The organism is Sphingobium yanoikuyae (assembly GCF_013001025.1).
Classification (GTDB): Bacteria; Pseudomonadota; Alphaproteobacteria; order Sphingomonadales; family Sphingomonadaceae; genus Sphingobium; species Sphingobium yanoikuyae_A.
In genome coordinates this window covers 924030-944350 of sequence record NZ_CP053021.1, presented here as the reverse complement: position 1 = coordinate 944350, position 20321 = coordinate 924030, and the positions used below count along the sequence as shown (strand labels likewise).

Genomic DNA, 20321 nt, shown 5'->3' with positions numbered 1-20321 from the left:
ATATGGGGATGGCCCCCCGTCACGAAAAGGAATGCATCAAGTGGAACCGCCAAAAAAATCTGGTCCGCCGCGCCGGTCAGGTCCGGGCGGTCCCAAGCGTCCCTCCGGCCCCGGATCGCGTGGCGGCGCCGATCGCGGCACGGGCCGTGGCCCCGCCCGATCAGACGCCCGACCGGATAGCCGCAACGAAGGTCGTTTTGACAGCCGGAGCGAAGGCCGTTCGAACCGCCCGGCCCCGCGTGGCGAGCGCCCTGCGCGTGGCGAGCGCCCCGATCGCAATGGCCCCGGCGAGGCCCGTGGCAATCGCTTCGGCGAAGGCCGCAGCGAAAGTCGCGGCGCTCGCCCCGATCGCAGCGCTTCGGGCGAAGGCCGTGGCGGTCGCTTTGCCGGAAACCGCGAAGAAGGCCGTGGCGACCGCCCGGCCCGTGGCGCGCGTCCCGATCGCAATGGCGCTGGCGAGGGCCGTGGCCGCTTCGATGAAGCACGCGCTGAACGCAGCGAACGCCCGGCCCGTGGTCGCCCCGACCGCGTCGCCCAGCCGGATCGTGCCGAACGCCCCGCCCGCAGCGGTCGCCCGACCGAAGGCAAGCGCCCCGAGCGCGCGGCCACTGGAGATCGTCCCGCGCGCGCGCCCTTTGGCGAGCGCGCCGCCCGCCCCGCGTTTGGTGACCGCCCGGCCCGCCCGCGCCCGGAAGGTCGCACTGAAGGTCGTATGGGCGGCACATCCTATCCGCCGCGCCGCCCCGGCAGCAAGAAGCCGGCTGCCCCCCATGTCGCCAACCCGCACCCGGCCCGTGCCGCCGCGGAAACCAGCGGCAAGGGCGAACCCCAGCGCATCGCCAAGCTGCTCGCCCGCGCCGGCATCGCCTCGCGCCGCGAGATCGAGCGGATGATCGAGGAAGGCCGTATCGCCAGGGACGGCGTCACGATCGACACCCCCGCGACGCTGCTGACCTCGCTCCATGGCGTCACCGTCGACGGCGATCCGGTCGCCGCGCCCGCGCCCGCGCGCCTGTTCCTGTTCCACAAGCCGACCGGCTTCCTCACCACCGAGCGCGACCCCGCCGGTCGCCCGACCATCTACGATATTCTGCCCGACGACCTGCCGCGGCTGATGCCGATCGGCCGCCTCGACATGAATACCGAGGGACTGTTGCTGCTCACCACCGATGGCGAGTTCAAGCGCGAGATGGAATTGCCCTCGACCGGCGTGCCGCGCACCTATCGCGCCCGCGCCTTTGGCGAGGTCAGCCAGCAGCAGCTGGAGGATCTGTTCGACGGCATCGAGATTGACGGCATCCAATATGGTCCGATCGAGGCCAATCTGGAACGGCGCACCGGCCGCAACCAGTGGATCGAAATGACCCTGACCGAAGGCAAGAACCGCGAAGTGCGCCGCGTGCTCGAACATTTCGAGCTCAAGGTCAATCGCCTGATCCGCACCAGCTACGGCCCGTTCGAGCTGGGCGAACTGGCCGGTGGCGCGGTCGAGGAAGTGCGCCAGCATGACCTGGTCGCCTTCCGCAGCAGCCTGAAGAAAGCACAGAAATGAGGATCATATCGGGCCAATGGCGCGGCCGTCCGCTGGTCGCGCCCAAGGGCGACGCCACCCGTCCCACCGGCGACCGCACCCGCGAAACGCTCTTTTCGATGCTGGCGAGCCGGCTGGGATCGTTCGAGGGCCTCGCCGTGGGTGATTTCTTCGCCGGCTCGGGCGCGCTCGGCTTTGAAGCCCTGTCGCGCGGCGCCGGCTCCTGCCTGTTCGTCGAGCAGGACAAGGCGGCGATCGACGCGATCCGCGCCAATGGCGACAAGCTCGGCCTGCGCCCCGACATCCGCCAGACCAGCGTGCTGTCGCTCGGCCCGACGAAGACGCCGCTCGACCTCATCTTCATGGACCCGCCCTATGACACCGGCGCGGGCCAGGTCGCACTCGACAAGCTGGCGCGCCTGGGCTGGACCAGCCCGGCCACCTGGATCAGCATCGAAACCGACCGACGCGAAGACGTGGCGGTCAAGGGCTTCATCGTCGACGCCGTGCGCGACGTCGGCAAGGCGCGCCTCACCCTGCTCCGCGCAGAGGACAGCGCGCCCGCCGCGTAACGATCACGCGAGATATCAGGCGGCCTCGGCGTAGGCCGCCTGTTCCTTGCCGATCAGGATATCGGCCAGGAAGCCATAGGCCTCCGCCCAGGCGGCCAGCACCTCATCGGTCGCCACCGCTTCGCCCAGCACCTCGCGGATCGCCGGCAGCAGCGCGGCCGCCACCTTGGGATAATGGTCCGGCTGCACGCCCGTATCGACATGGCGCTGCACCATGCGCGCGATCGCGCCGTCCAGCGCCTGCAACTTATCGACATTCTCGGCAAAACCCAGGATCGCCGCCGCCAGCCGGCGCGGCTGCTCGCCGCTGGCCTGCGCCGCCTGATCGAACATGTCCTTGATCGACGCATCCTCGAACAGCCGTGCATACATGCGGGTGGTGATCTCGACGCCATGACGCCGCAGCGCCGGGCCGGTCGCCTTCACGATGGCGATGGTTTCGGGGGACAGATTTTCGCGCATGACAGGCTCCTTATCGGGGACTCGATAAGGTTCATTTAATATGCATCTTTTAAGATGTAAATTGATTATATGTTTATGACGCTCTGCCCGCAGGATAGGAGGGCGCGATGCAATTGACCCGCCACACCGATTATGCGCTGCGCGTGCTGATCCACCTCGCCGCCGTGCCGGGCGGACGGGCGACGATCCCGGAAATTGCCGACGCCTATGGCCTGTCGCGCAATCATCTGATGAAGGTGGTGCATGGCCTGGCCCAGGGTGGCTTCATCCGCACCCAGCGCGGTCGCGGCGGCGGCTTCAGCCTTTCCGCCGACCCTGCCGATATCCGCATCGGCGCGGTCGTGCGCCATAGCGAACCGGACATGGCGATGGCCGATTGCGCATCCTGTGCGATCCGCCCGGCCTGCGGCTTGTCAGGCATATTAGCCCAGGCGGTCGGCGCCTTCCTGACGGTGCTCGACGGTTACAGCCTGGCCGACGCGGCGCGTGACAGAACAGGCCTCGCGGCGCTCATCGCCGCCCTGCCCGGCCCGGCATCGACCAACCCCAAACCGGATTTCAGCCCGGCCTGCGCATCCTCTTCTTCGCCTCGCCCCGATTGACGCAGCTATCCTGCACACCCTTGCCGCAGACCGGATAGGCCTTCGCCTCGGTCGGCGGCGGCGTCATGTTGCCGCCTACCGTCACAGGATTGACCGCCGTGCCCACAGGCGCGGCGGGATCGCGCGGCACGTCCGCAGGCGCCGGCACCATGCCCGTCTCGGCCGGCACCGCGCCGGTCGGCTGGGCGGCATTGGGATCCTGGTTCTGGGCCGCCGGCGACATCGCCTGCGCCCCGGCCTGACCGGGCAGCGCCGCCATCGACAAAGCGGCAAAGCCGGCGATCATGATGATCTTCATCGGGTTGGTCCTTCTACTCCTTGCCCCGAGCAAGGGAGAAACCGGCCGCCCCACCTCCCTGTTCCGCGTCAGCGACGAACCGTGTCGCCGCTGACGTCGGCCGCACGCTCAGTCTGCCGGATAGCGATCGAACCGGGGCAGGTCATGCGCCGCCGCCATCCACGGCGCCGCCTCGGCATATTGGACATGCACCGCCGGCGGAAAGGCCGCCTGATCGTCCAGCGTCGCGCTCTGGATGTCGATCATACCGGGAAACACCGTCGGGTTGGTGTAGAACAGGCCCGTGCCGCAAGTGCCGCAGAAATGGCGGGTCGCATTGTCCGACGACTGATAGGTGACCGGATCGCCCTCTATCGTCACCTTGTCATGCGGGAACAGCGCCCAGCCGACCATCGGCGCGCCCGCGCTCATCCGGCAATCGCTGCAATGGCACAGCGCGCTGTAAACCGGCTCGCCCTCCGCCGCATAATGGATCGCCCCGCACTGGCACCGCCCCGTCACCATCATCTTGCTCCATTCGCATCTTGCGTGATTCCCTTTTTGTTCTCATAGATTGCGTCCCGCTGCAAGGCCATCCGCCCTTGCCCCCGCAACCGCCCATCCCTAGTTGATCGCCCATGACCGTGCCTGCCCCCTCTCCCAATGACCCGCCCTATCTCAAGGGCCTCAACGAACCGCAGCGCGAAGCTGTGCTGACCACGGAGGGGCCGGTGCTGGTGCTGGCCGGCGCGGGCACCGGCAAGACCGCGGCGCTCACCGCCCGCCTCGCCCATCTGGTCGCGACCCAGCGCGCCTGGCCCTCGGAAATCCTGGCCGTGACCTTCACCAACAAGGCGGCACGGGAAATGCGCGAGCGCGTCGGCCGGATGATCGGCCCGGCGGTCGAGGGCATGCCCTGGCTCGGCACCTTCCACGCGATCGCCGCCAAGATGCTGCGCCGCCATGCCGAACTGGTGGGCCTTCAGTCCAATTTCACCATCCTCGACACCGATGACCAGTTGCGCCTGATGAAGCAGCTGATCCAGGCGGAGGGAATTGACGAGAAGCGCTGGCCCGCGCGCCAGCTCGCCGGCCTGATCGACCAGTGGAAGAACAAGGGCCTCACCCCGGAGGAAGTCGGTGCCGGCGAGGCGGAGGGCTATGCCCATGGCAAGGGACAGAAGCTCTATGCCGCCTATCAGGCCCGTCTTCGCGAGGTTAATGCCTGCGATTTCGGTGACTTGCTGCTTCACTCTCTCACCATCTTGAAGCGTCACCGCTACGTGCTGAAGCAATATCAGCAGCGCTTCAAATATATCATGGTGGACGAGTATCAGGACACCAACTCCAGCCAGTATCTCTGGCTGCGGCTGCTCGCCCAGACCCGCAAGAATATCTGCTGCGTCGGCGACGACGACCAGTCCATCTATTCATGGCGTGGCGCAGAAGTCGCCAATATCCTGCGGTTTGAAAAGGATTTTCCGGGCGCCGTGATCGTCCGGCTGGAACAGAATTACCGCTCCACCCCGCACATATTGGGCGCCGCCTCCGGGGTGATCGCGGAAAATGGCAATCGCCTGGGCAAGACATTGTGGACCGACATCGACGTCGGCGAAAAGGTGCGTGTGCTCGGCGTGTGGGACGGGCCAGAGGAAGCCCGCCGCGTCGGCGACGAGATCGAGGCGATCGTCCGCGCCGGCGGCTCGCTGGACGAGGTGGCGATCCTCGTCCGCGCCCAGCACCAGACCCGCGAGTTCGAAGACCGTTTCATCCAGATCGGCCTGCCCTATCGCATCGTCGGCGGCTTCCGCTTCTATGAGCGCGCCGAAATCCGCGACGCGCTCGCCTATCTGCGCCTCGTCAACCAGCCGGCAGACGACCTGGCCTTCGAACGCATCGTCAACGTGCCGAAGCGCGGCCTGGGCGACAAGGCGGTCGAGAAGCTGCACCGGCTGGCGCGCGCGGAGGGCATTCCGCTCGCCCTCGCCGCCGCGCGCATCCTCGACACCGACGAACTGACGCCCCAGGCGCGCCGTTCGCTCGGCGCCTTCATCGGCGACCTCGCCCGCTGGCGCGATCGCGCCGCACAACTGCCCCATGCCGAACTGGCCCGCCAGATCCTGGACGAAAGCGGCTATACCGCCACGCTCCAGGCCGAACGCTCGACCGAGAGCGCCGGGCGCCTCGAAAATCTGAGCGAACTCACCCGCGCGATGGAGGAATATGAGACGCTGGGCGCCTTCCTCGAACATGTCAGCCTGGTCATGGACAATGAGGCGCAGCAGGATGAGCAGAAGCTCACCATCATGACCATCCACGCCGCCAAGGGCCTGGAATTCGACAATGTCTTCCTCGCCGGCTGGGAGGAAGGCATCTTCCCCTCGCAGCGCGCACTCGACGAAGGCGGGCTCAACAGCCTGGAGGAGGAACGGCGCCTCGCCTATGTGGCGATCACCCGTGCGCGCAAACGCTGTACCATCCTTCATGCCGCCAACCGCCGCATCTATGGCCAGTGGACCAGTAGCATCCCCTCCCGCTTCGTCGGAGAATTGCCACCCGAACATGTGGATGAGGAAAGCAGCATGTCCGGCGGCGCCTCGCTCTGGCGCGCCAACTGGTCGGAACGGGACGATCCCTTCGCCAATGTCGCGCGCGGCTCGTCGCGCGGCCCCGGCTGGCAGCGCGCCCAGACCAGCGGCCAGTTCAGCCGCGAACCCGTGCGAATCGTCGAAGCCCGCACCTCCGCCGTGTCGCTCGGCAACAAGGGCCGCGACGATGTGTCCGTCGGCCAGCGCGTCTTCCACCAGAAATTCGGCTATGGCACGATTGCCGCGATCGAGGGCAACAAGCTGGAAATCGACTTCGAAACCGCCGGCCGCAAGCGGGTGATGGACAGCTTCATCACGCTGGCCTGAACGGCGTTGCCCCGTCCTCATTCGCGAAGGCAGGAATGGCCCAAAGGGGTGGGAAGCTGGCCACCTGTTTCACAACGTCATCCCCGCGCAGGCGGGGATCCATCTCACCAGCTTCGGACCAGATGCGAGGTCAGGAGATGGATTCCCGCCTGCGCGGGAATGACGAAAAGGGTGGTTAGGGGACTGTCAGCTTTCTTGGTCAAAAACCGGCTTGAGGAAGGTCCATACTACGAGCCCGAAACCGATAGTCGTGAAGCATACTGCTGAATGCAAAGCCCATGTCCAGATGGCATCCGGTATCGAAAAAGACCAGCAGGCTGCCGAGGTAAGCAGCGGCAGCAGCATCCATGGGATGAGTTGGAAATTCATCTCATTTACCCACGCCAATCCGCGTAGCGGTATTGCCTTGCTCGAAAGAAAGGCGCGGTATCTGATAAATGCCCTGTGCATCAACCTCGTATCCCATGAGCGATCGGTGACGGCAATTGGTCGGTGTGAGACAGGCAGCTTTCGTAACCAAGGATCGATCTACGGGATAATCCAAGCTTGGGGTAACTTAGCGAAATAGCCCCATTCGCTCCATGGCACATCGATTTTTCCGGCGCTTCGTGAAGCCAATCGCCATTCTGGAGGATCAGGAAAGCCGTGCCATGCAAGCTGCATGAGCAATAGCTGCTCACCGGCATGTTCCGCATAATATTCAACGTCGCGAGAAATGAACCACTGCCTGTCCAGTCCAAACAATTCTGCGGACGATTCTCGAACAGAGGTCCAAAAAATCGGCCATTCGGACCGCTGCTGGAACCCTTTCAACTGACTGTCGGCAATCTCATCACTGGCATCCCAAGGTGCCGCTTCCCAAGCATTGTTCGCGCAGTCCATTCGTTCCTTTTAGCCCATACGACGCCCCCCAGACTCAATTGGTCAAGCTGAACGAATGGCCAGTTGCGGGCAATCCAATTTTCCGAACGGACGGCAAGCAATGGTCGCTTCCAGACCATCCTCCCCTGCAAGGGGAGGTGGCTGGCCGTAGGCCAGACGGAGGGGTGCCCCCTCTCGATACGACACCGCAGCCGGCCCGACCGAATCCGAAGGCCATCAACGCAATCCCATGGGGCGCGTGTGCAGGATTCTATGCGAAGAAAAATGGTGGAGCCTAGCGGGATCGAACCGCTGACCTCCTGCATGCCATGCAGGCGCTCTCCCAGCTGAGCTAAGGCCCCATCCTGATACGGCGCGAACCGCGTCCCGATGGATCAGACCATGTCCGGCACAAGCCGTCGGCCGAAAAAATTGGTGGAGCCTAGCGGGATCGAACCGCTGACCTCCTGCATGCCATGCAGGCGCTCTCCCAGCTGAGCTAAGGCCCCATCCTGATACGGCGCGAACCGCGTCCCGAATGGATCAAACCATGTCCGGCACAACCCGTCGGCCGAAAAAATTGGTGGAGCCTAGCGGGATCGAACCGCTGACCTCCTGCATGCCATGCAGGCGCTCTCCCAGCTGAGCTAAGGCCCCGTACCATCTTGAGGCGCCGTTGGGTCCGGCGCCTCGGAGGTCGCTGCCTCTAGGATCAGGCGATCCCGTTGGCAAGCAGAATTTTCACTTAATTGTCGTCGTCGCCGTCATCGTTGCCGGCATCGACGCCCAGGTCGTCATCGCCGCCCAGATCGACGTCATTATCCGGCGAATCGCCGTCATCATCGACGTCCAGATCAATGTCCAGATCATCGTCCGCCGTCTCCAGCTCGCCATCGGCCGTTTCCACGACCTTCTTGGGCGCGGCCTCTTCATAGGGCAGCGGCTGCTTCGACTTCAGCACCGGTTCGGGCTCCCAGGCGGCGCCGCAGTTGATGCAGGTCACCGGGTCGTCCTTGCCCAGGTCATAGAAGCGAGTCGCGCATTTCGGGCAGGTCCGCTTCGTGCCCCATTCAGCCTTCACCATGTCCGGCCTGTTCCTTCTTCGATGCTCAAACAGAAATCACGCGGCACAACGGAAGTCGGCCACGAAACGTCGGGCGCCTTGCCATAGCGAAACCGCGCTGTCAAAAGCCGGGCGCATTTTTTCGGTTCCAAGATGATGGATACCCCGTGACCAGCCATAATGACCAACCCAGCCCGATGACCTTCACCGCCGCCCCTGCCCTGTCCGGCAGCGTCGCGGTTCCGGGCGACAAGAGCATTTCCCACCGTTCGCTGATGCTGTCCGCCCTGGCCGTGGGCGAAAGCCGGGTCGAAGGCCTGCTGGAGGGCGAGGATGTGCTGGCCACCGCGGCCGCGATGCGCGCGATGGGCGCCGACATCCAGCGCGACGATGACGGCATCTGGCATATTCATGGCGTCGGCGTCGGCGGCCTGCTCCAGCCGCAGGAAGCGCTCGACATGGGCAATAGCGGCACCTCGACCCGCCTGCTGATGGGCCTGGTCGCCAGCCATGGCATCACCGCCACCTTCGTCGGCGACGCATCCCTCAGCAAGCGCCCGATGGCGCGCGTCACCGAACCGCTCTCCCGCGTCGGCGCCAGCTTCACCGCCAGCCCCGGTGATCGCCTGCCGCTGACCATGACCGGCGCCTGCCCGGCCGTGCCGCTCGACTACACCCTGCCAGTCGCCTCAGCCCAGGTGAAGTCGGCGATCCTGCTCGCCGGCCTCAACACGCCCGGCATCACCCGCGTGGTCGAGCCGATCCCGACCCGCGACCATAGCGAACGCATGCTCAGGGGCTTCGGAGCCGACCTTGAGGTCGAGGTCCAGGCCGACGGCACCCGCATCATCACGCTCAAGGGCGAGGCCGAACTCAAGCCGCAGAATATCGTCGTGCCCGGCGACCCCTCGTCGGCCGCCTTCCCGATGGTCGCGGCACTGCTGGTGCCGGGATCGCAGGTGACGATCGCCAATGTCGGCCTCAATGCCACCCGCGCCGGCCTGATCGACCTGCTGCGCGAAATGGGCGGGTCGATCGAGATCATCAACGCCCGCGAAGTCGGCGGCGAGCCGGTCGGCGACCTGGTCGTCACCGCCTCCGCCCTGAACGGCGTCGAGCCCGACCCCGCCCGCGCGCCCAGCATGATCGACGAATATCCCGTCGCCTTCGTCGCGGCCGCGTTCGCGCATGGCCGCAGCATCTTCCGTGGCCTCGATGAACTGCGCGTCAAGGAATCGGACCGCATCGCCACCATGGCCACCGGCCTGCGCGCGATCGGCGTCACGGTCGAGGAACTGGAGGACGGCCTCATCATCGAAGGCAGCGGCGGCCAGCCCCTGCCCGGCGGCGGCCCGATCGCCACCAGGCTCGATCACCGCATCGCCATGAGCTTCGCGGTCGCCGGCCTGGTCTCGCGCGATGGCGTCACCATCGACGACATGCGCCCGGTCGCGACCAGCTTCCCGACCTTCACCACCCTGCTCCAGACGCTGGGAGCCATCGCATGATCATCGCCGTCGATGGGCCCGCCGCATCGGGCAAGGGCACGATCGCCAAGGCGCTGGGGCGCCATTATGGCCTGCCGGTGCTCGACACCGGCCTGCTCTATCGCGCCGTGGGCCTGTCCGTGCTGAAGAATGGCGGCGACCCGGATCATCAGGCCGACGCGCTGGCCGCCTGCGGCTTTGACGACGCCATCCTGGCCGATCCGGCGCTGCGCAGCGAAGCGGTTGGCAGCCTCGCCTCGCGCGTATCGGTGCATCAGAGCGTGCGCGACGCACTGGTCCAGCGCCAGCGCGACTTCGCCACCCAGCCGGGCGGCGCCATCCTCGACGGGCGCGACATCGGCACCGTGATCGCGCCGGATGCCGACGCCAAGATCTTCGTCACCGCCAGCGTCCATGTCCGCGCCGAACGCCGCTTCAAGGATGCTGAGGCCCATGGCGGCGCGCCCGACATGGACAGCCTGATCGCCGATATCCAGGCGCGTGACACCCGCGACATGAGCCGCGACCATGCCCCGCTCAAGGTGGCCGATGGCGCCGACTTGCTAGATACCAGCAATTTGACTATAGACGCCGCCGTCCAGAGGGCCATCGCGCTTGTGGACGCCCAGCTTGAAGGTCGCCCGTAGGCGTGTGACCCGATAAGGCGCGCGGAAATTCCGGGCGCCCTTTTCGCTTTTCCAGGCTTGGCGTTCCAACGCCCAACCCCTTGGATACGCAGGCGGTATTCGGCCGCATGCGTGGTTTGGCCAAAGACCATCGGACACAACCGATTGGCCAGCAATGATGAGTGAAGGACCAACCATGGCCTCTACGGCATTCCCCTCGCGCGACGATTTCGCCGCGCTTCTCAATGATTCTCTCGGTGGCGAAGACGGCGGCTTTGAAGGCCGCGTCGTAAAGGGCACCGTCACCGGCATCGAAAACGACATGGCGCTGATCGACGTCGGCCTGAAGTCGGAAGGCCGCGTGCCGCTGCGCGAATTCGCCGCTCCCGGCCAGAAGGCTGACCTCAAGGTCGGCGACGAAGTCGAAGTCTATGTCGACCGCGTCGAAAACGCCCATGGCGAAGCCATGCTGTCGCGCGACCGCGCTCGCCGCGAAGCCGCCTGGGACAAGCTCGAAGCCGAGTTCACCGAAAGCGCCCGCGTCGAAGGCGTCATCTTCGGCCGCGTCAAGGGTGGCTTCACCGTCGACCTCGACGGCGCCGTCGCCTTCCTGCCCGGCTCGCAGGTCGACATCCGCCCGGTTCGCGACGTCACCCCGCTCATGGACATCCCGCAGCCCTTCCAGATCCTCAAGATGGATCGCCGTCGTGGCAACATCGTCGTGTCGCGTCGCGCCATCCTGGAAGAAACCCGCGCCGAACAGCGCTCGGGCCTGATCCAGACCCTGGCCGAAGGCCAGATCATCGAAGGCGTCGTCAAGAACATCACCGACTATGGTGCGTTCGTTGACCTGGGCGGCATCGATGGCCTGCTGCACGTCACCGACCTGTCGTACAAGCGCATCAACCACCCGAACGAGATGATCAACATCGGCGACACCGTCCGTGTCCAGATCATCCGCATCAACCGCGAAACCCAGCGCATCAGCCTCGGCATGAAGCAGCTGGAAAATGATCCGTGGGAAGGCGCCGCCGCCAAGTACCCGGTCGGTGCGAAGCTGTCGGGCCGCGTCACGAACATCACCGAATATGGTGCGTTCGTCGAACTGGAGCCGGGCATCGAAGGCCTGGTCCATGTTTCGGAAATGTCCTGGACCAAGAAGAACGTCCACCCCGGCAAGATCGTTTCGACGAGCCAGGAAGTGGAAGTCATCGTTCTCGAAGTCGATCCCGAGAAGCGCCGCATCTCGCTCGGCCTCAAGCAGGCCCAGTCGAACCCGTGGGATTCGTTCGCAGAACGTCACCCGATCGGTTCGACCGTCGAAGGCGAAGTCAAGAACGCGACCGAATTCGGCCTGTTCATCGGCCTGGACGGCGACGTCGACGGCATGGTCCACATGTCGGACATCGCCTGGGGCATTTCGGGCGAAGACGCGCTGGCGCTGCACCGCAAGGGCGAGACGGTTCAGGCCGTCGTTCTCGACATCGACGTCGAGAAGGAGCGCATCAGCCTCGGCATGAAGCAGCTTGAGCGTGGCGGTCCGGCCGCCGGCGGCACCACCGCCGCTGCTGCTGGCCTGAACAAGAACGCGATCGTCACCGTGACCGTTCTGGAAGTCCGCGACGGCGGCCTGGAAGTCCAGGCTGGCGAAGATGGCGCCACCGGCTTCATCAAGCGCAGCGACCTGGGCCGCGACCGCGACGAACAGCGTTCGGAACGCTTCCAGATCGGTCAGAAGTTCGACGCCATGGTGACCGGTTTCGACCGCGCCAAGAAGCCGACCTTCTCGGTCAAGGCGATGCAGATTGCCGAAGAAAAGCAGGCTGTTGCACAGTATGGCTCGTCGGACAGCGGCGCGTCGCTGGGCGACATCCTGGGCGAAGCGCTCAAGGCCAAGAACGAAGGCTAATCCCTTCCTTCCTGCCAACAAGCAAAGAAAAGCCCGCCGGAACCCATGTTCCGGCGGGCTTTTTCATGCCCTTCCACCACTTCCTTGCCCTATCGAAACGATTTCGTTGCTCCCCGATTGTCAACAGCTTTCCAATTGTTTATAAATGTCGGCAGGGGAAATTAGGGGTGCTGGAGGAACTATGATCCGTTCTGAACTGATCCAGAAACTCGGCGAAGAAAATCCGGGCCTCAGCCTGCAGGAAGTGGAAAGGATCGTCGATCTTTTCTTCCGCGAGATTGTCGATCGCCTGTCGAGTGGCGGCCGGGTCGAACTGCGCGGCTTCGGCGCCTTCACCACCCGCGCCCGCGATGCCCGCACCGGCCGCAATCCCCGCACCGGCGAACAGGTGCCGGTCTCGGCCAAGCGCGTGCCCTATTTCAAGCCGGGCAAGGAAATGCGCGAACGGCTGAACGGCAAGGCCGCCGACTGATCAGCCCCTTGACCTGCCGCGCCTGAGCCTTCAGGGGAAGGCGCAGCGCGGACGTGGCGAAATCGGTAGACGCAGCGGACTTAAAATCCGCCTCCCCCTGGGAATATGGGTTCAAGTCCCATCGTCCGCACCAGGCGGCTTTTTCTCGACAATCAGAAATCGGCGCTGATCAGCGCCAGGCGATCGAGCGCCAGCATTTCCCGGCGGGTCGGATGTTCGGGATCGTCGGCGCCCAGCCACAGCCTGACCAGTTGCCCCTCCTCCATCCGCGCCAGTTCGGACGCAATCTCGACATCGGCGGTGGGGTTCATGCTGCGGCCGCATGTGCGGGCATTGATCTGCGCCGCAAGCGCGGCATTCTTGCCGGCCAGGGCCTGCTCGACCCTTGCCCAGATCAGGATATCCCCGGCACTGATCGGCGCATCTTGAAGCGGCGCAGCCATCATTCCCATCACCATTCGTCCATAGCAAAACCGACCGCCCTTCTAGCGCCGCCGATTTTGCACCGGGATGTCCGGAAAATTACAGGCCGGTAACGCAAATGTCACATCGCCCTGCGCCCGCCTGTGCCGGCGATTTGCCCGGAATTCTTTTGGCAAAAGGCTGGCATTTCCGTGCGTCACCCGCAATGATGCCTCATGACCGATGCAATCAATCCGCAAAGCTTCAGCGACTCCCTCGTCATCCTGGGTGCAGCGGGCCTGGTCATTCCCGGTTTCGCCCGCTTCCGCATCAGTCCCGTCATCGGTTTCATCCTGGTGGGACTTGCCGTCGGTCCGGCAGGACTTGGCTCGCTGGTCGGCCAATATCCCTGGCTCTATCATGTCACCATCTCCAATCGGGCGGCGATTGAGCCATTTGGCGAATTGGGCGTCATATTATTGCTCTTCTCCATCGGGCTGGAACTGAGCTTCCGGCGATTGTGGAGCATGCGCGCGCAGGTGTTCGGCGTCGGCGCGACCGAATTGCTGGGCAGCGCCGCGCTCATTGCCATGGGCCTCTATCTATTGGGGCAGCCGACCGCCGGCGCGATCGGCCTCGGCCTTGCCCTCGCCCTGTCCTCCACCGCCGTGGTGCTGCCGATGGTCGGCACCCAGAGCGCCGTAGGCCGCTCCGCCTTCTCGATGCTGCTGTTCGAGGATCTGGCGCTGGTGCCGATCATCTTCATGCTCGGCGCCTTGGCGCCATCGGTCGCGACGAGTCCCGACGCCGCCTGGAACGAACTGGCGACCACCCTGCTCAAGGGCGGCCTCACCATCGCGGTGATGCTGGTCTTCGGCCGCATCTTCCTGCCCCATATCTTCCGTCAGGCCGCGCGCACCAAGAGCCCGGAAGTCTTCCTCGCCGCCAGCCTGCTGGTCGTCATCCTCTCCAGCCTCGCCACCTCCATCGCCGGCCTGTCGCCGATCGTCGGCGCGCTGCTCGCCGGCCTGCTGATCGCCGAAACCGACTATCATGGCGAGGTCGAGGTGATGACCGCGCCGTTCAAGGGCCTCGCGCTCGGCGTCTTCCTCATCACCGTGGGCATGAGCCTGGACCTGCGCGTCATCCTGGCCAACTGGCCCAGCCTGCTGCTGGCCGTGCTGGGCGTCGTCGTTGCCAAGACGCTAGTGACCGGCCTGCTTCTCTATTTCTCGGGCGTGCGCAAGGGCGTCGCGCTGGAAGTCGGCGTGCTGATGTCCAGCCCGTCGGAAACCACGCTGATCGTGCTGTCGGCGGCGGCGGCGGCGAAGCTGATCCTGCCCTCCACCGCCGCCTTCTGGCAGATCGTCACCGCCATCGGCCTCACCATCACGCCGCTGCTCGCGCGCTTTGGCCATGACATCGCCCAGCGGCTGGAAAATGCCATTGGCGAGGAACGGGTCGAGACCGAACCGGACCAGACCGAGGCGGCGGCCGTCGTCATCGGCTTCGGCCGCGTCGGCCAGATGGTCTGCGACCTGCTCAAGACCCATGGCCAGCGCTTCATCGTCGTCGAATCCGATCCCGATGTCGTCGCCGAGGCCCGCCGCCTGGGCTATCCGATCCTCTTCGGTGACGTCGCGCGCGCGGAAATGCTCGACCGCCTGCGCCTCGGCCATGCCCGCGCGCTCATCCTGACGATGGACGATCCGGTCCTGTCGGTGCGCGTCACCAAGCGGGTGCGTGGCTGGGTGCCTGACCTGCCGATCATCGCCCGCGCCCGCGACGCCGATCATGCCGCGCAACTCTACAAGGCCGGGGCCAGCGACGCCGTGCCCGAAACGCTCGAAAGCTCGCTGCAACTGGCCGAAACCGCGCTGGTCGACCTCGGCGTCGCCATGGGGCCGGTGATCGCCTCGATCCACCAGGCGCGCGAGGATCTGCGCGTCGGCATCAAGGAAGCCGCCCAGCTACAATCCGCCCCCCGCCTGCGCCGCCTGCGTCAGGACGAAGTGCCCTGAGGGCATCAGCCTTTCCTATTGCGCTGATCTCTGTTCTATCCTCCGCGATGAAGCGCGCGCACGACATCGCCCCATATCGACCGCAACTGCTGCGTCGCTGTCGCCTGGCTGTCGCTTCACTGTCGCGTCGAAGGCGCGTGGCCGTGACCCGATTGTTACGTCACTGTCGCGTCGGTGGCGCGTGGCAGGCGCGTTTCCGGTGCAAATGGCCCAAATCCATGCTGACGACACTGTGAACTTCGACTGTCGCGTCGCCGCGTCAGCCCTGATGCACTTCGGGCGGGCTGAACACCGACCAGCCGGTCCGCCGCGCCAGCATCTCCAGCCCCTTTGTGCCCAGCGCGCTGTTGCCACTGGCGTTAAGACCGGGCGACCAGACCGCGATCGCCGCGCGGCCGGGCACGATCGCCAATATGCCACCGCCCACGCCCGACTTGCCGGGAATGCCGACCCGGAACGCAAAATCGCCCGACGCATCATAATGGCCGCAGGTCAGCATCAGCGCATTGATGCGCCGTGCCCGGCTGGGCGACACGACCCGTCCGCCCTCGGGATGGCGTCCGTCGAGCATCAGGTAACGGCCCGCCAGCGCCAGTTGCCGGCAGCTCATCTCGATCGCGCATTGATGGAAATAGCTGCCCAGCACCAGATCGACCGGGTGGCGGACATTGTTGAAGGCGCGCATGTAATTGGCCAGCGCCATGTTGCGATAGCCGGTCGCCGTTTCCGACGCGGCAACCTCCTCATTGATGCGGATCGCGTCGTCGCCGGCCAGATAGCGGACGAAGCGCAGCATCTCGCCGATCGCCACGCGCGGCTGATGCCCGCCCAGATTGACGTCGGCGACCACGATCGCCCCGGCATTGATGAAGGGATTGCGCGGGATGCCATGTTCCTGCTCCAGCTGAACAATGGAGTTGAAGGCATTGCCCGACGGCTCACGCCCGACCCGATCCCACAACTGGTCGCCGACCTTGCCCAGCGCCAGCGTCAGCGCGAACACCTTGGAAATGGACTGGATCGAAAAGCCGATGTCAGCGTCGCCGCCGGTCAACAGCCGCCCGTCGGCGGTGGCGATGGCGATCCCGAACTGGCCGGCATCCACCTTCGCCAGTTCGGGGATATAGCTGGCGACCGTGCCCCGCTCCGTCTCTTTGGCCATGGCGGCCACGATATCGTCGATCAACGCTGTCAGATCCATGGCAGCCTCTTAGGCCCGGCTCAGCCAAACAGCCAGTGGCCCAGCATCCGATCGAACGGGAAGGTGAAGAAGCCGGCGATCAGCAGCGCGCCCGTCACCATGCCGCGCACCGACCGGCGATGGCGCTTGAGGTCATGGCGCCGCGCAGACAGCACGATGATCGGCACCTGGATCAGGGTGAAGATCGACAGGATATGGATGATGCTGAACCGGCTGCCCGGCCCGTGCAGCAGGAAACTGTCGAGCGCGGTCAGGAACAGCGCGCCGCTCCACACCCAGCCCAGCCAGCGATGCCGCCCGTCGCCGCGCCGCCGCAACAGCATCACCGGCGTCAGCGCCAGCGCGATCAGGATCGTCAGCAGATGGAACCAGACGAGGCCCGGCACCTGCCCCCACTGCCCATGCCCCCGCCCGATCGCGGTCAGCACCACGGCGAGCAGGATGATCGCGGCGACCGCCAGAAACCGCTCGAAACGATCTGGCGCGATACCCTTGGGCTGCGACGATGTGTTTGCAATGCTGGCCATATATCCCCCTGAACCGCACCCTGTCAGGCGCGCAGGGGCGGGTCAATCGGCTGCGGACAGCGCCGTGTTGACCGCGCCGATGCGCCGACGGACCACGGCCGTCAGTTCCTCGATCGTCGACACTTGCTCCACGCCATAGCGGGCGGCAGTGATGTCGACATTGCCCTTGCGCCAGAAGCCGTCGGGACACAGCACGATGAGCTTCCCGCCGCGCGCATGCAGGCCCATTTCCAGCAGGCTTACCGGGCTCTGCGTGCCCGGCGCCAGATAGAGGATGATGATGTCGGCGCTGTCGAGCGCCGCCAGTTCCCACTCCACCTGCTGGCGGAAATGGGGATCGCTGGCTTCGGGCTTCCAGGCCGGGTTCCAGTCGGCCCGGCGCGGGTTCAGGATCGTCACCTTCTCGTCGGCCAGCGCCGCGATCATGTCGCGCTGCCAGTCGGTCGCCTTGCCCATGTCGATGCTGCCGCCCAGGAACAGGCGCGCGCGATCATGCGCGGCCGGCAACGGCACGGGCGAGGTGATGGTCACCGCCTCGCCCGCCCGCGCCGTCATCGGCAGGGCGAGCAGACAGGATGCAAGGATCAGGCGCAGCATAGGGACGAAAGGCGCACCGGCGGCGCGCCTCCCCATCTTGTCAGGCCGGAACGCTGGCGAGTGCGGCCTTGACCGCGTCGATCGCGGCCTGCGCCTTGTCGCCATCGGGGCCGCCGCCCTGGGCCATGTCGGCACGGCCACCGCCGCCCTTGCCGCCCAGCGCCTCGACGCCCGCACGGACCAGATCGACCGCGCTGAAGCTGCCGGTCAGGTCGTCGGTCACGCCCACGGCAATAGTCGCGCGGCCATCGACCACGGCCAGTACGGCCGACACGCCGCTGCCGAGCGTCTTCTTGTTGCCGTCTACAATGCCGCGCAGTTCCTTGGGGTCGAGGCCGTCGATCACCTGGCCCAGGAAGTCGACGCTGCCGACCTTCTCGGGACCGGCCGGCTTGGCCGAACCGCCACCGCCCAGCGCAAGCGCCTTCTTGGCTTCGGCCAGTTCCCGTTCCAGCTTGCGGCTCTGCTCGACCAGCGCGGCGATGCGCGCGGGCACCTCTTCCGGCGTGGTCTTGAGCGCGACTGCGGTCTGGCGCAGCTTCTCGTCACGCTCGACCAGCCACAGGCGCGCCGCCTCGCCGGTCAGCGCCTCGATCCGGCGCACGCCCGAAGACACGGCGCTTTCCGACACGATCTTGAACAGAGCAATGTCGCCCAGCGCGCGAACATGGGTGCCGCCGCACAGTTCGACCGAATAGCTATGGTCGTCGCCCTTGCCCATCGAGAGAACACGGACCTCATCGCCATATTTCTCGCCAAACAGCGCCATCGCGCCGGCGGCGATCGCGTCGTCCGGGGTCATCAGCCGGGTCATCACCTCGTCATTATGACGGATCTGTGCGTTCACATCGGCCTCAACCTTGGCGATCTGCGCCTGGGTCAGCGCCTCGGGATGCGAGAAGTCGAAGCGCAGGCGGTCGGCCGCGACCATGCTGCCCTTCTGGGTGACATGGCCACCCAGTTCCTTGCGCAGCGCAGCATGAAGCAGGTGGGTGGCGCTGTGATTGGCGCGAATGCGATCGCGGCGTTCGACATCCACCGTCAGGTTGACGGTGTCGCCGACCTTGACGCTGCCCGCGCTGATCACGGCCTGATGCGCATGCAGGCGGCCAAGCGGCTTGGATGTGTCGGCAACTTCGGCCACCAGGCCGCCCAGCGTGGTGATCGTGCCGGCATCGCCATTCTGGCCGCCGCTCTCGCCATAGAAGGGCGTCTGGTTGGTGATGATTGTCACCTTGTCGCCGGCCGACGCCGTATCGACCCGCGCGCCATCCTTGAGGAGGGCCAGCACTTCGCCCTCGCCCTTGGTCGAGGCATAGCCGATGAACTCGGTGCTGCCGAGCGTTTCGGCGATGTCGTACCAGATCTCGTCCGACGCCTTCTCGCCCGATCCCTTCCAGGCGGCGCGCGCCGCGGCCTTCTGCTCGGCCATGGCGGCGTCGAAGCCGGCTCGGTCGACAGACAGACCCTGGGTGCGCAGCGCATCCTCGGTCAGGTCATAGGGGAAGCCATAGGTGTCATAGAGCTTGAACGCGGTCTCGCCCGGCAGGGTCGCCCCCTCGGCCAGATCGGCGGTCGCCTCATCCAGCAGCTTGAGGCCGTTTTCCAGCGTCTTGCGGAAGCGGGTTTCCTCGCGCAGCAGCGTTTCCTCAATCAGCGGCTGGGCGCGGACCAGTTCGGGATACGCGCCGCCCATTTCCGACACCAGGCTCGACACCAGGCGATACATCAGCGGATCCTTGGCACCGATGATGTGCGCATGGCGCATCGCGCGGCGCATGATCCGGCGCAGCACATAGCCACGACCTTCGTTCGCCGGCAGCACGCCGTCGGCGATCAGGAAGCTGGTCGAGCGCAGATGGTCGGCGATGACGCGGTGGCTGGCCTGGAACTCGCCATCGGTCGCGGTGCGGGTCAGCGCCCCGCTCTCGGCGATCAGCGCCTTGAACGTGTCGATGTCATAATTATTATGGACGCCCTGCATCACCGCGGCGATGCGCTCCAGCCCCATGCCGGTGTCGATCGAGGGCTTGGGCAGTTCCGAAACGATCTCGTTGGCTTCCTGCTCATATTGCATGAAGACGAGATTCCAGATCTCGACGAAACGGTCGCCATCTTCTTCCGGCGATCCCGGAGGGCCACCCCAGATATGGTCGCCATGGTCGTAGAAGATTTCCGAGCAGGGACCGCACGGGCCGCTGTCGCCCATCGCCCAGAAATTATCCTTGGTCGGGATGCGGATGATCTTGTGATCGGGCAGGCCCGCGATCTTCTTCCACAGGTCGAACGCCTCGTCGTCCGTGTGATAGACGGTCGTCGTCAGCTTTTCCGCGGGCAGGCCCCATTCCTTGGTCAGCAGGGTCCAGGCATGATGGATCGCCTGCTCCTTGAAATAGTCGCCGAAGCTGAAATTGCCCAGCATTTCAAAGAAGGTGTGGTGGCGCGCGGTATAGCCGACATTGTCCAGATCGTTATGCTTGCCGCCGGCGCGGACCGACTTCTGGCTCGACGTCGCGGTCTTGTAGGGGCGCGTTTCCAGACCGGTGAAGACATTCTTGAACGGCACCATGCCGGCGTTCACGAACATCAGCGTCGGGTCGTTGTGCGGCACCAGCGGCGCGGACGGAACGATGGTGTGGCCATTGGCCCCGAAATAATCGAGGAAGCTGCGGCGAATGTCGTTGGTCGAGGTCATGCGCGCGATTTAGTGGGAAGCGGCCCGCCGCACAAGCGGGGGATTTGGTCTATTCCTCCCCGGCACGGGGAGGTGGCGGCGCGAAGCGCCGACGGAGGGGC

The 20321-nt window shown here is 65.5% G+C and carries 20 protein-coding genes and 4 tRNA genes; 10 read left to right on the top strand and 14 right to left on the bottom strand.

The genetic code is table 11. The features are described from left to right. Positions 1-40 precede the first annotated feature (40 nt). Together HH800_RS04935 and rsmD are read left to right on the top strand one after the other, a co-directional pair. Positions 41-1552 carry a pseudouridine synthase gene (locus HH800_RS04935; RefSeq protein WP_169860355.1) on the top strand — a complete coding sequence of 504 codons (1512 nt, stop codon included), beginning with the start codon at positions 41-43 and terminating at the stop codon, positions 1550-1552. Further along, complete coding sequence (rsmD, locus tag HH800_RS04930) at positions 1549-2103, top strand: 16S rRNA (guanine(966)-N(2))-methyltransferase RsmD (protein ID WP_004207665.1); 555 nt, start codon at positions 1549-1551, stop codon at positions 2101-2103. Before HH800_RS04935 ends, rsmD begins: the two co-directional genes overlap by 4 nt. 15 nt (positions 2104-2118) lie before the next feature. Here rsmD and HH800_RS04925 read toward each other — a convergent pair whose 3' ends face one another. Next, positions 2119-2565 carry a globin domain-containing protein gene (locus HH800_RS04925; protein WP_125999766.1) on the bottom strand — a complete coding sequence of 149 codons (447 nt, stop codon included), beginning with the start codon at positions 2563-2565 and terminating at the stop codon, positions 2119-2121. Positions 2566-2672: 107 nt separating this feature from the next. Between HH800_RS04925 and HH800_RS04920 the strand changes: the two genes are divergently transcribed. After that, positions 2673-3167, top strand: coding sequence for an Rrf2 family transcriptional regulator (locus tag HH800_RS04920; protein ID WP_169860354.1), 495 nt, complete (start codon positions 2673-2675; stop codon positions 3165-3167). Here the strand turns inward: HH800_RS04920 and HH800_RS04915 are convergent. Together HH800_RS04915 and HH800_RS04910 are read right to left on the bottom strand one after the other, a co-directional pair. Next, positions 3124-3465, bottom strand: a complete 342-nt coding sequence (locus HH800_RS04915) for a hypothetical protein (protein ID WP_169860353.1) — start codon at positions 3463-3465, stop codon at positions 3124-3126. The genes HH800_RS04920 and HH800_RS04915 overlap by 44 nt on opposite strands. Before the next feature lie 108 nt (positions 3466-3573). Further along, positions 3574-3969: a GFA family protein gene (locus HH800_RS04910; RefSeq protein WP_169863242.1), complete on the bottom strand. Its 396-nt coding sequence runs from the start codon at positions 3967-3969 to the stop codon at positions 3574-3576. 113 nt (positions 3970-4082) lie between these two features. On the opposite strand from HH800_RS04910, the gene HH800_RS04905 reads away from it, so the two are divergent. Beyond that, complete coding sequence (locus HH800_RS04905; RefSeq protein WP_169860352.1) at positions 4083-6359, top strand: ATP-dependent helicase; 2277 nt, start codon at positions 4083-4085, stop codon at positions 6357-6359. A gap of 199 nt (positions 6360-6558) precedes the next feature. Here HH800_RS04905 and HH800_RS04900 read toward each other — a convergent pair whose 3' ends face one another. From HH800_RS04900 to HH800_RS04875, 6 genes are all read right to left on the bottom strand, one after another. Continuing rightward, positions 6559-6708 (bottom strand): hypothetical protein, encoded by a 150-nt coding sequence (locus HH800_RS04900; protein WP_169860351.1) that lies wholly within the window; start codon positions 6706-6708, stop codon positions 6559-6561. A gap of 179 nt (positions 6709-6887) precedes the next feature. After that, positions 6888-7241 carry a hypothetical protein gene (locus tag HH800_RS04895; protein WP_169860350.1) on the bottom strand — a complete coding sequence of 118 codons (354 nt, stop codon included), beginning with the start codon at positions 7239-7241 and terminating at the stop codon, positions 6888-6890. A gap of 265 nt (positions 7242-7506) precedes the next feature. Continuing rightward, positions 7507-7582: transfer RNA gene (locus HH800_RS04890), tRNA-Ala, on the bottom strand. 71 nt (positions 7583-7653) lie between these two features. Then, a tRNA-Ala gene (locus HH800_RS04885) sits at positions 7654-7729 on the bottom strand. A gap of 72 nt (positions 7730-7801) precedes the next feature. Next, positions 7802-7877 (bottom strand) — tRNA-Ala (locus HH800_RS04880). 88 nt (positions 7878-7965) lie between these two features. Beyond that, positions 7966-8304 carry a TIGR02300 family protein gene (locus tag HH800_RS04875; protein WP_004207671.1) on the bottom strand — a complete coding sequence of 113 codons (339 nt, stop codon included), beginning with the start codon at positions 8302-8304 and terminating at the stop codon, positions 7966-7968. 176 nt (positions 8305-8480) lie between these two features. On the opposite strand from HH800_RS04875, the gene aroA reads away from it, so the two are divergent. The 5 genes from aroA (at position 8481) to HH800_RS04850 (ending at position 12910) form a co-directional block, all read left to right on the top strand. Then, positions 8481-9791: a 3-phosphoshikimate 1-carboxyvinyltransferase gene (gene aroA, locus HH800_RS04870; protein ID WP_169863241.1), complete on the top strand. Its 1311-nt coding sequence runs from the start codon at positions 8481-8483 to the stop codon at positions 9789-9791. After that, positions 9788-10417, top strand: a complete 630-nt coding sequence (locus tag HH800_RS04865) for a (d)CMP kinase (protein ID WP_017500901.1) — start codon at positions 9788-9790, stop codon at positions 10415-10417. The genes aroA and HH800_RS04865 overlap by 4 nt, the downstream gene beginning before the upstream one ends. 175 nt (positions 10418-10592) lie before the next feature. Next, positions 10593-12305 carry a 30S ribosomal protein S1 gene (rpsA, locus tag HH800_RS04860; protein ID WP_004207674.1) on the top strand — a complete coding sequence of 571 codons (1713 nt, stop codon included), beginning with the start codon at positions 10593-10595 and terminating at the stop codon, positions 12303-12305. 181 nt (positions 12306-12486) lie between these two features. Continuing rightward, positions 12487-12777 carry an integration host factor subunit beta gene (locus HH800_RS04855; protein WP_004207675.1) on the top strand — a complete coding sequence of 97 codons (291 nt, stop codon included), beginning with the start codon at positions 12487-12489 and terminating at the stop codon, positions 12775-12777. Positions 12778-12824: 47 nt separating this feature from the next. Continuing rightward, positions 12825-12910: transfer RNA gene (locus tag HH800_RS04850), tRNA-Leu, on the top strand. A 19-nt stretch (positions 12911-12929) separates the two neighbouring features. On the opposite strand, the gene HH800_RS04845 is transcribed toward HH800_RS04850, so the two are convergent. Beyond that, positions 12930-13229, bottom strand: a complete 300-nt coding sequence (locus tag HH800_RS04845; protein WP_235682025.1) for a hypothetical protein — start codon at positions 13227-13229, stop codon at positions 12930-12932. A 186-nt stretch (positions 13230-13415) separates the two neighbouring features. Here HH800_RS04845 and HH800_RS04840 point away from each other — a divergent pair, with 186 nt between their 5' ends. Further along, positions 13416-15200 carry a cation:proton antiporter gene (locus tag HH800_RS04840; protein WP_169860348.1) on the top strand — a complete coding sequence of 595 codons (1785 nt, stop codon included), beginning with the start codon at positions 13416-13418 and terminating at the stop codon, positions 15198-15200. Positions 15201-15459: 259 nt separating this feature from the next. Here HH800_RS04840 and HH800_RS04835 read toward each other — a convergent pair whose 3' ends face one another. The 4 genes from HH800_RS04835 to alaS are packed head-to-tail and all read right to left on the bottom strand — an operon-like array spanning position 15460 to position 20220. Then, complete coding sequence (locus HH800_RS04835; RefSeq protein ID WP_169860347.1) at positions 15460-16401, bottom strand: glutaminase; 942 nt, start codon at positions 16399-16401, stop codon at positions 15460-15462. A 20-nt stretch (positions 16402-16421) separates the two neighbouring features. Beyond that, positions 16422-16928 (bottom strand): DUF2306 domain-containing protein, encoded by a 507-nt coding sequence (locus HH800_RS04830; protein ID WP_169860346.1) that lies wholly within the window; start codon positions 16926-16928, stop codon positions 16422-16424. 42 nt (positions 16929-16970) lie between these two features. Continuing rightward, positions 16971-17525, bottom strand: a complete 555-nt coding sequence (locus HH800_RS04825) for a nucleoside 2-deoxyribosyltransferase domain-containing protein (RefSeq protein WP_169860345.1) — start codon at positions 17523-17525, stop codon at positions 16971-16973. A gap of 40 nt (positions 17526-17565) precedes the next feature. Next, positions 17566-20220, bottom strand: a complete 2655-nt coding sequence (gene alaS / locus HH800_RS04820; RefSeq protein ID WP_169860344.1) for an alanine--tRNA ligase — start codon at positions 20218-20220, stop codon at positions 17566-17568. Between the last annotated feature and the right edge of the window lie 101 nt (positions 20221-20321).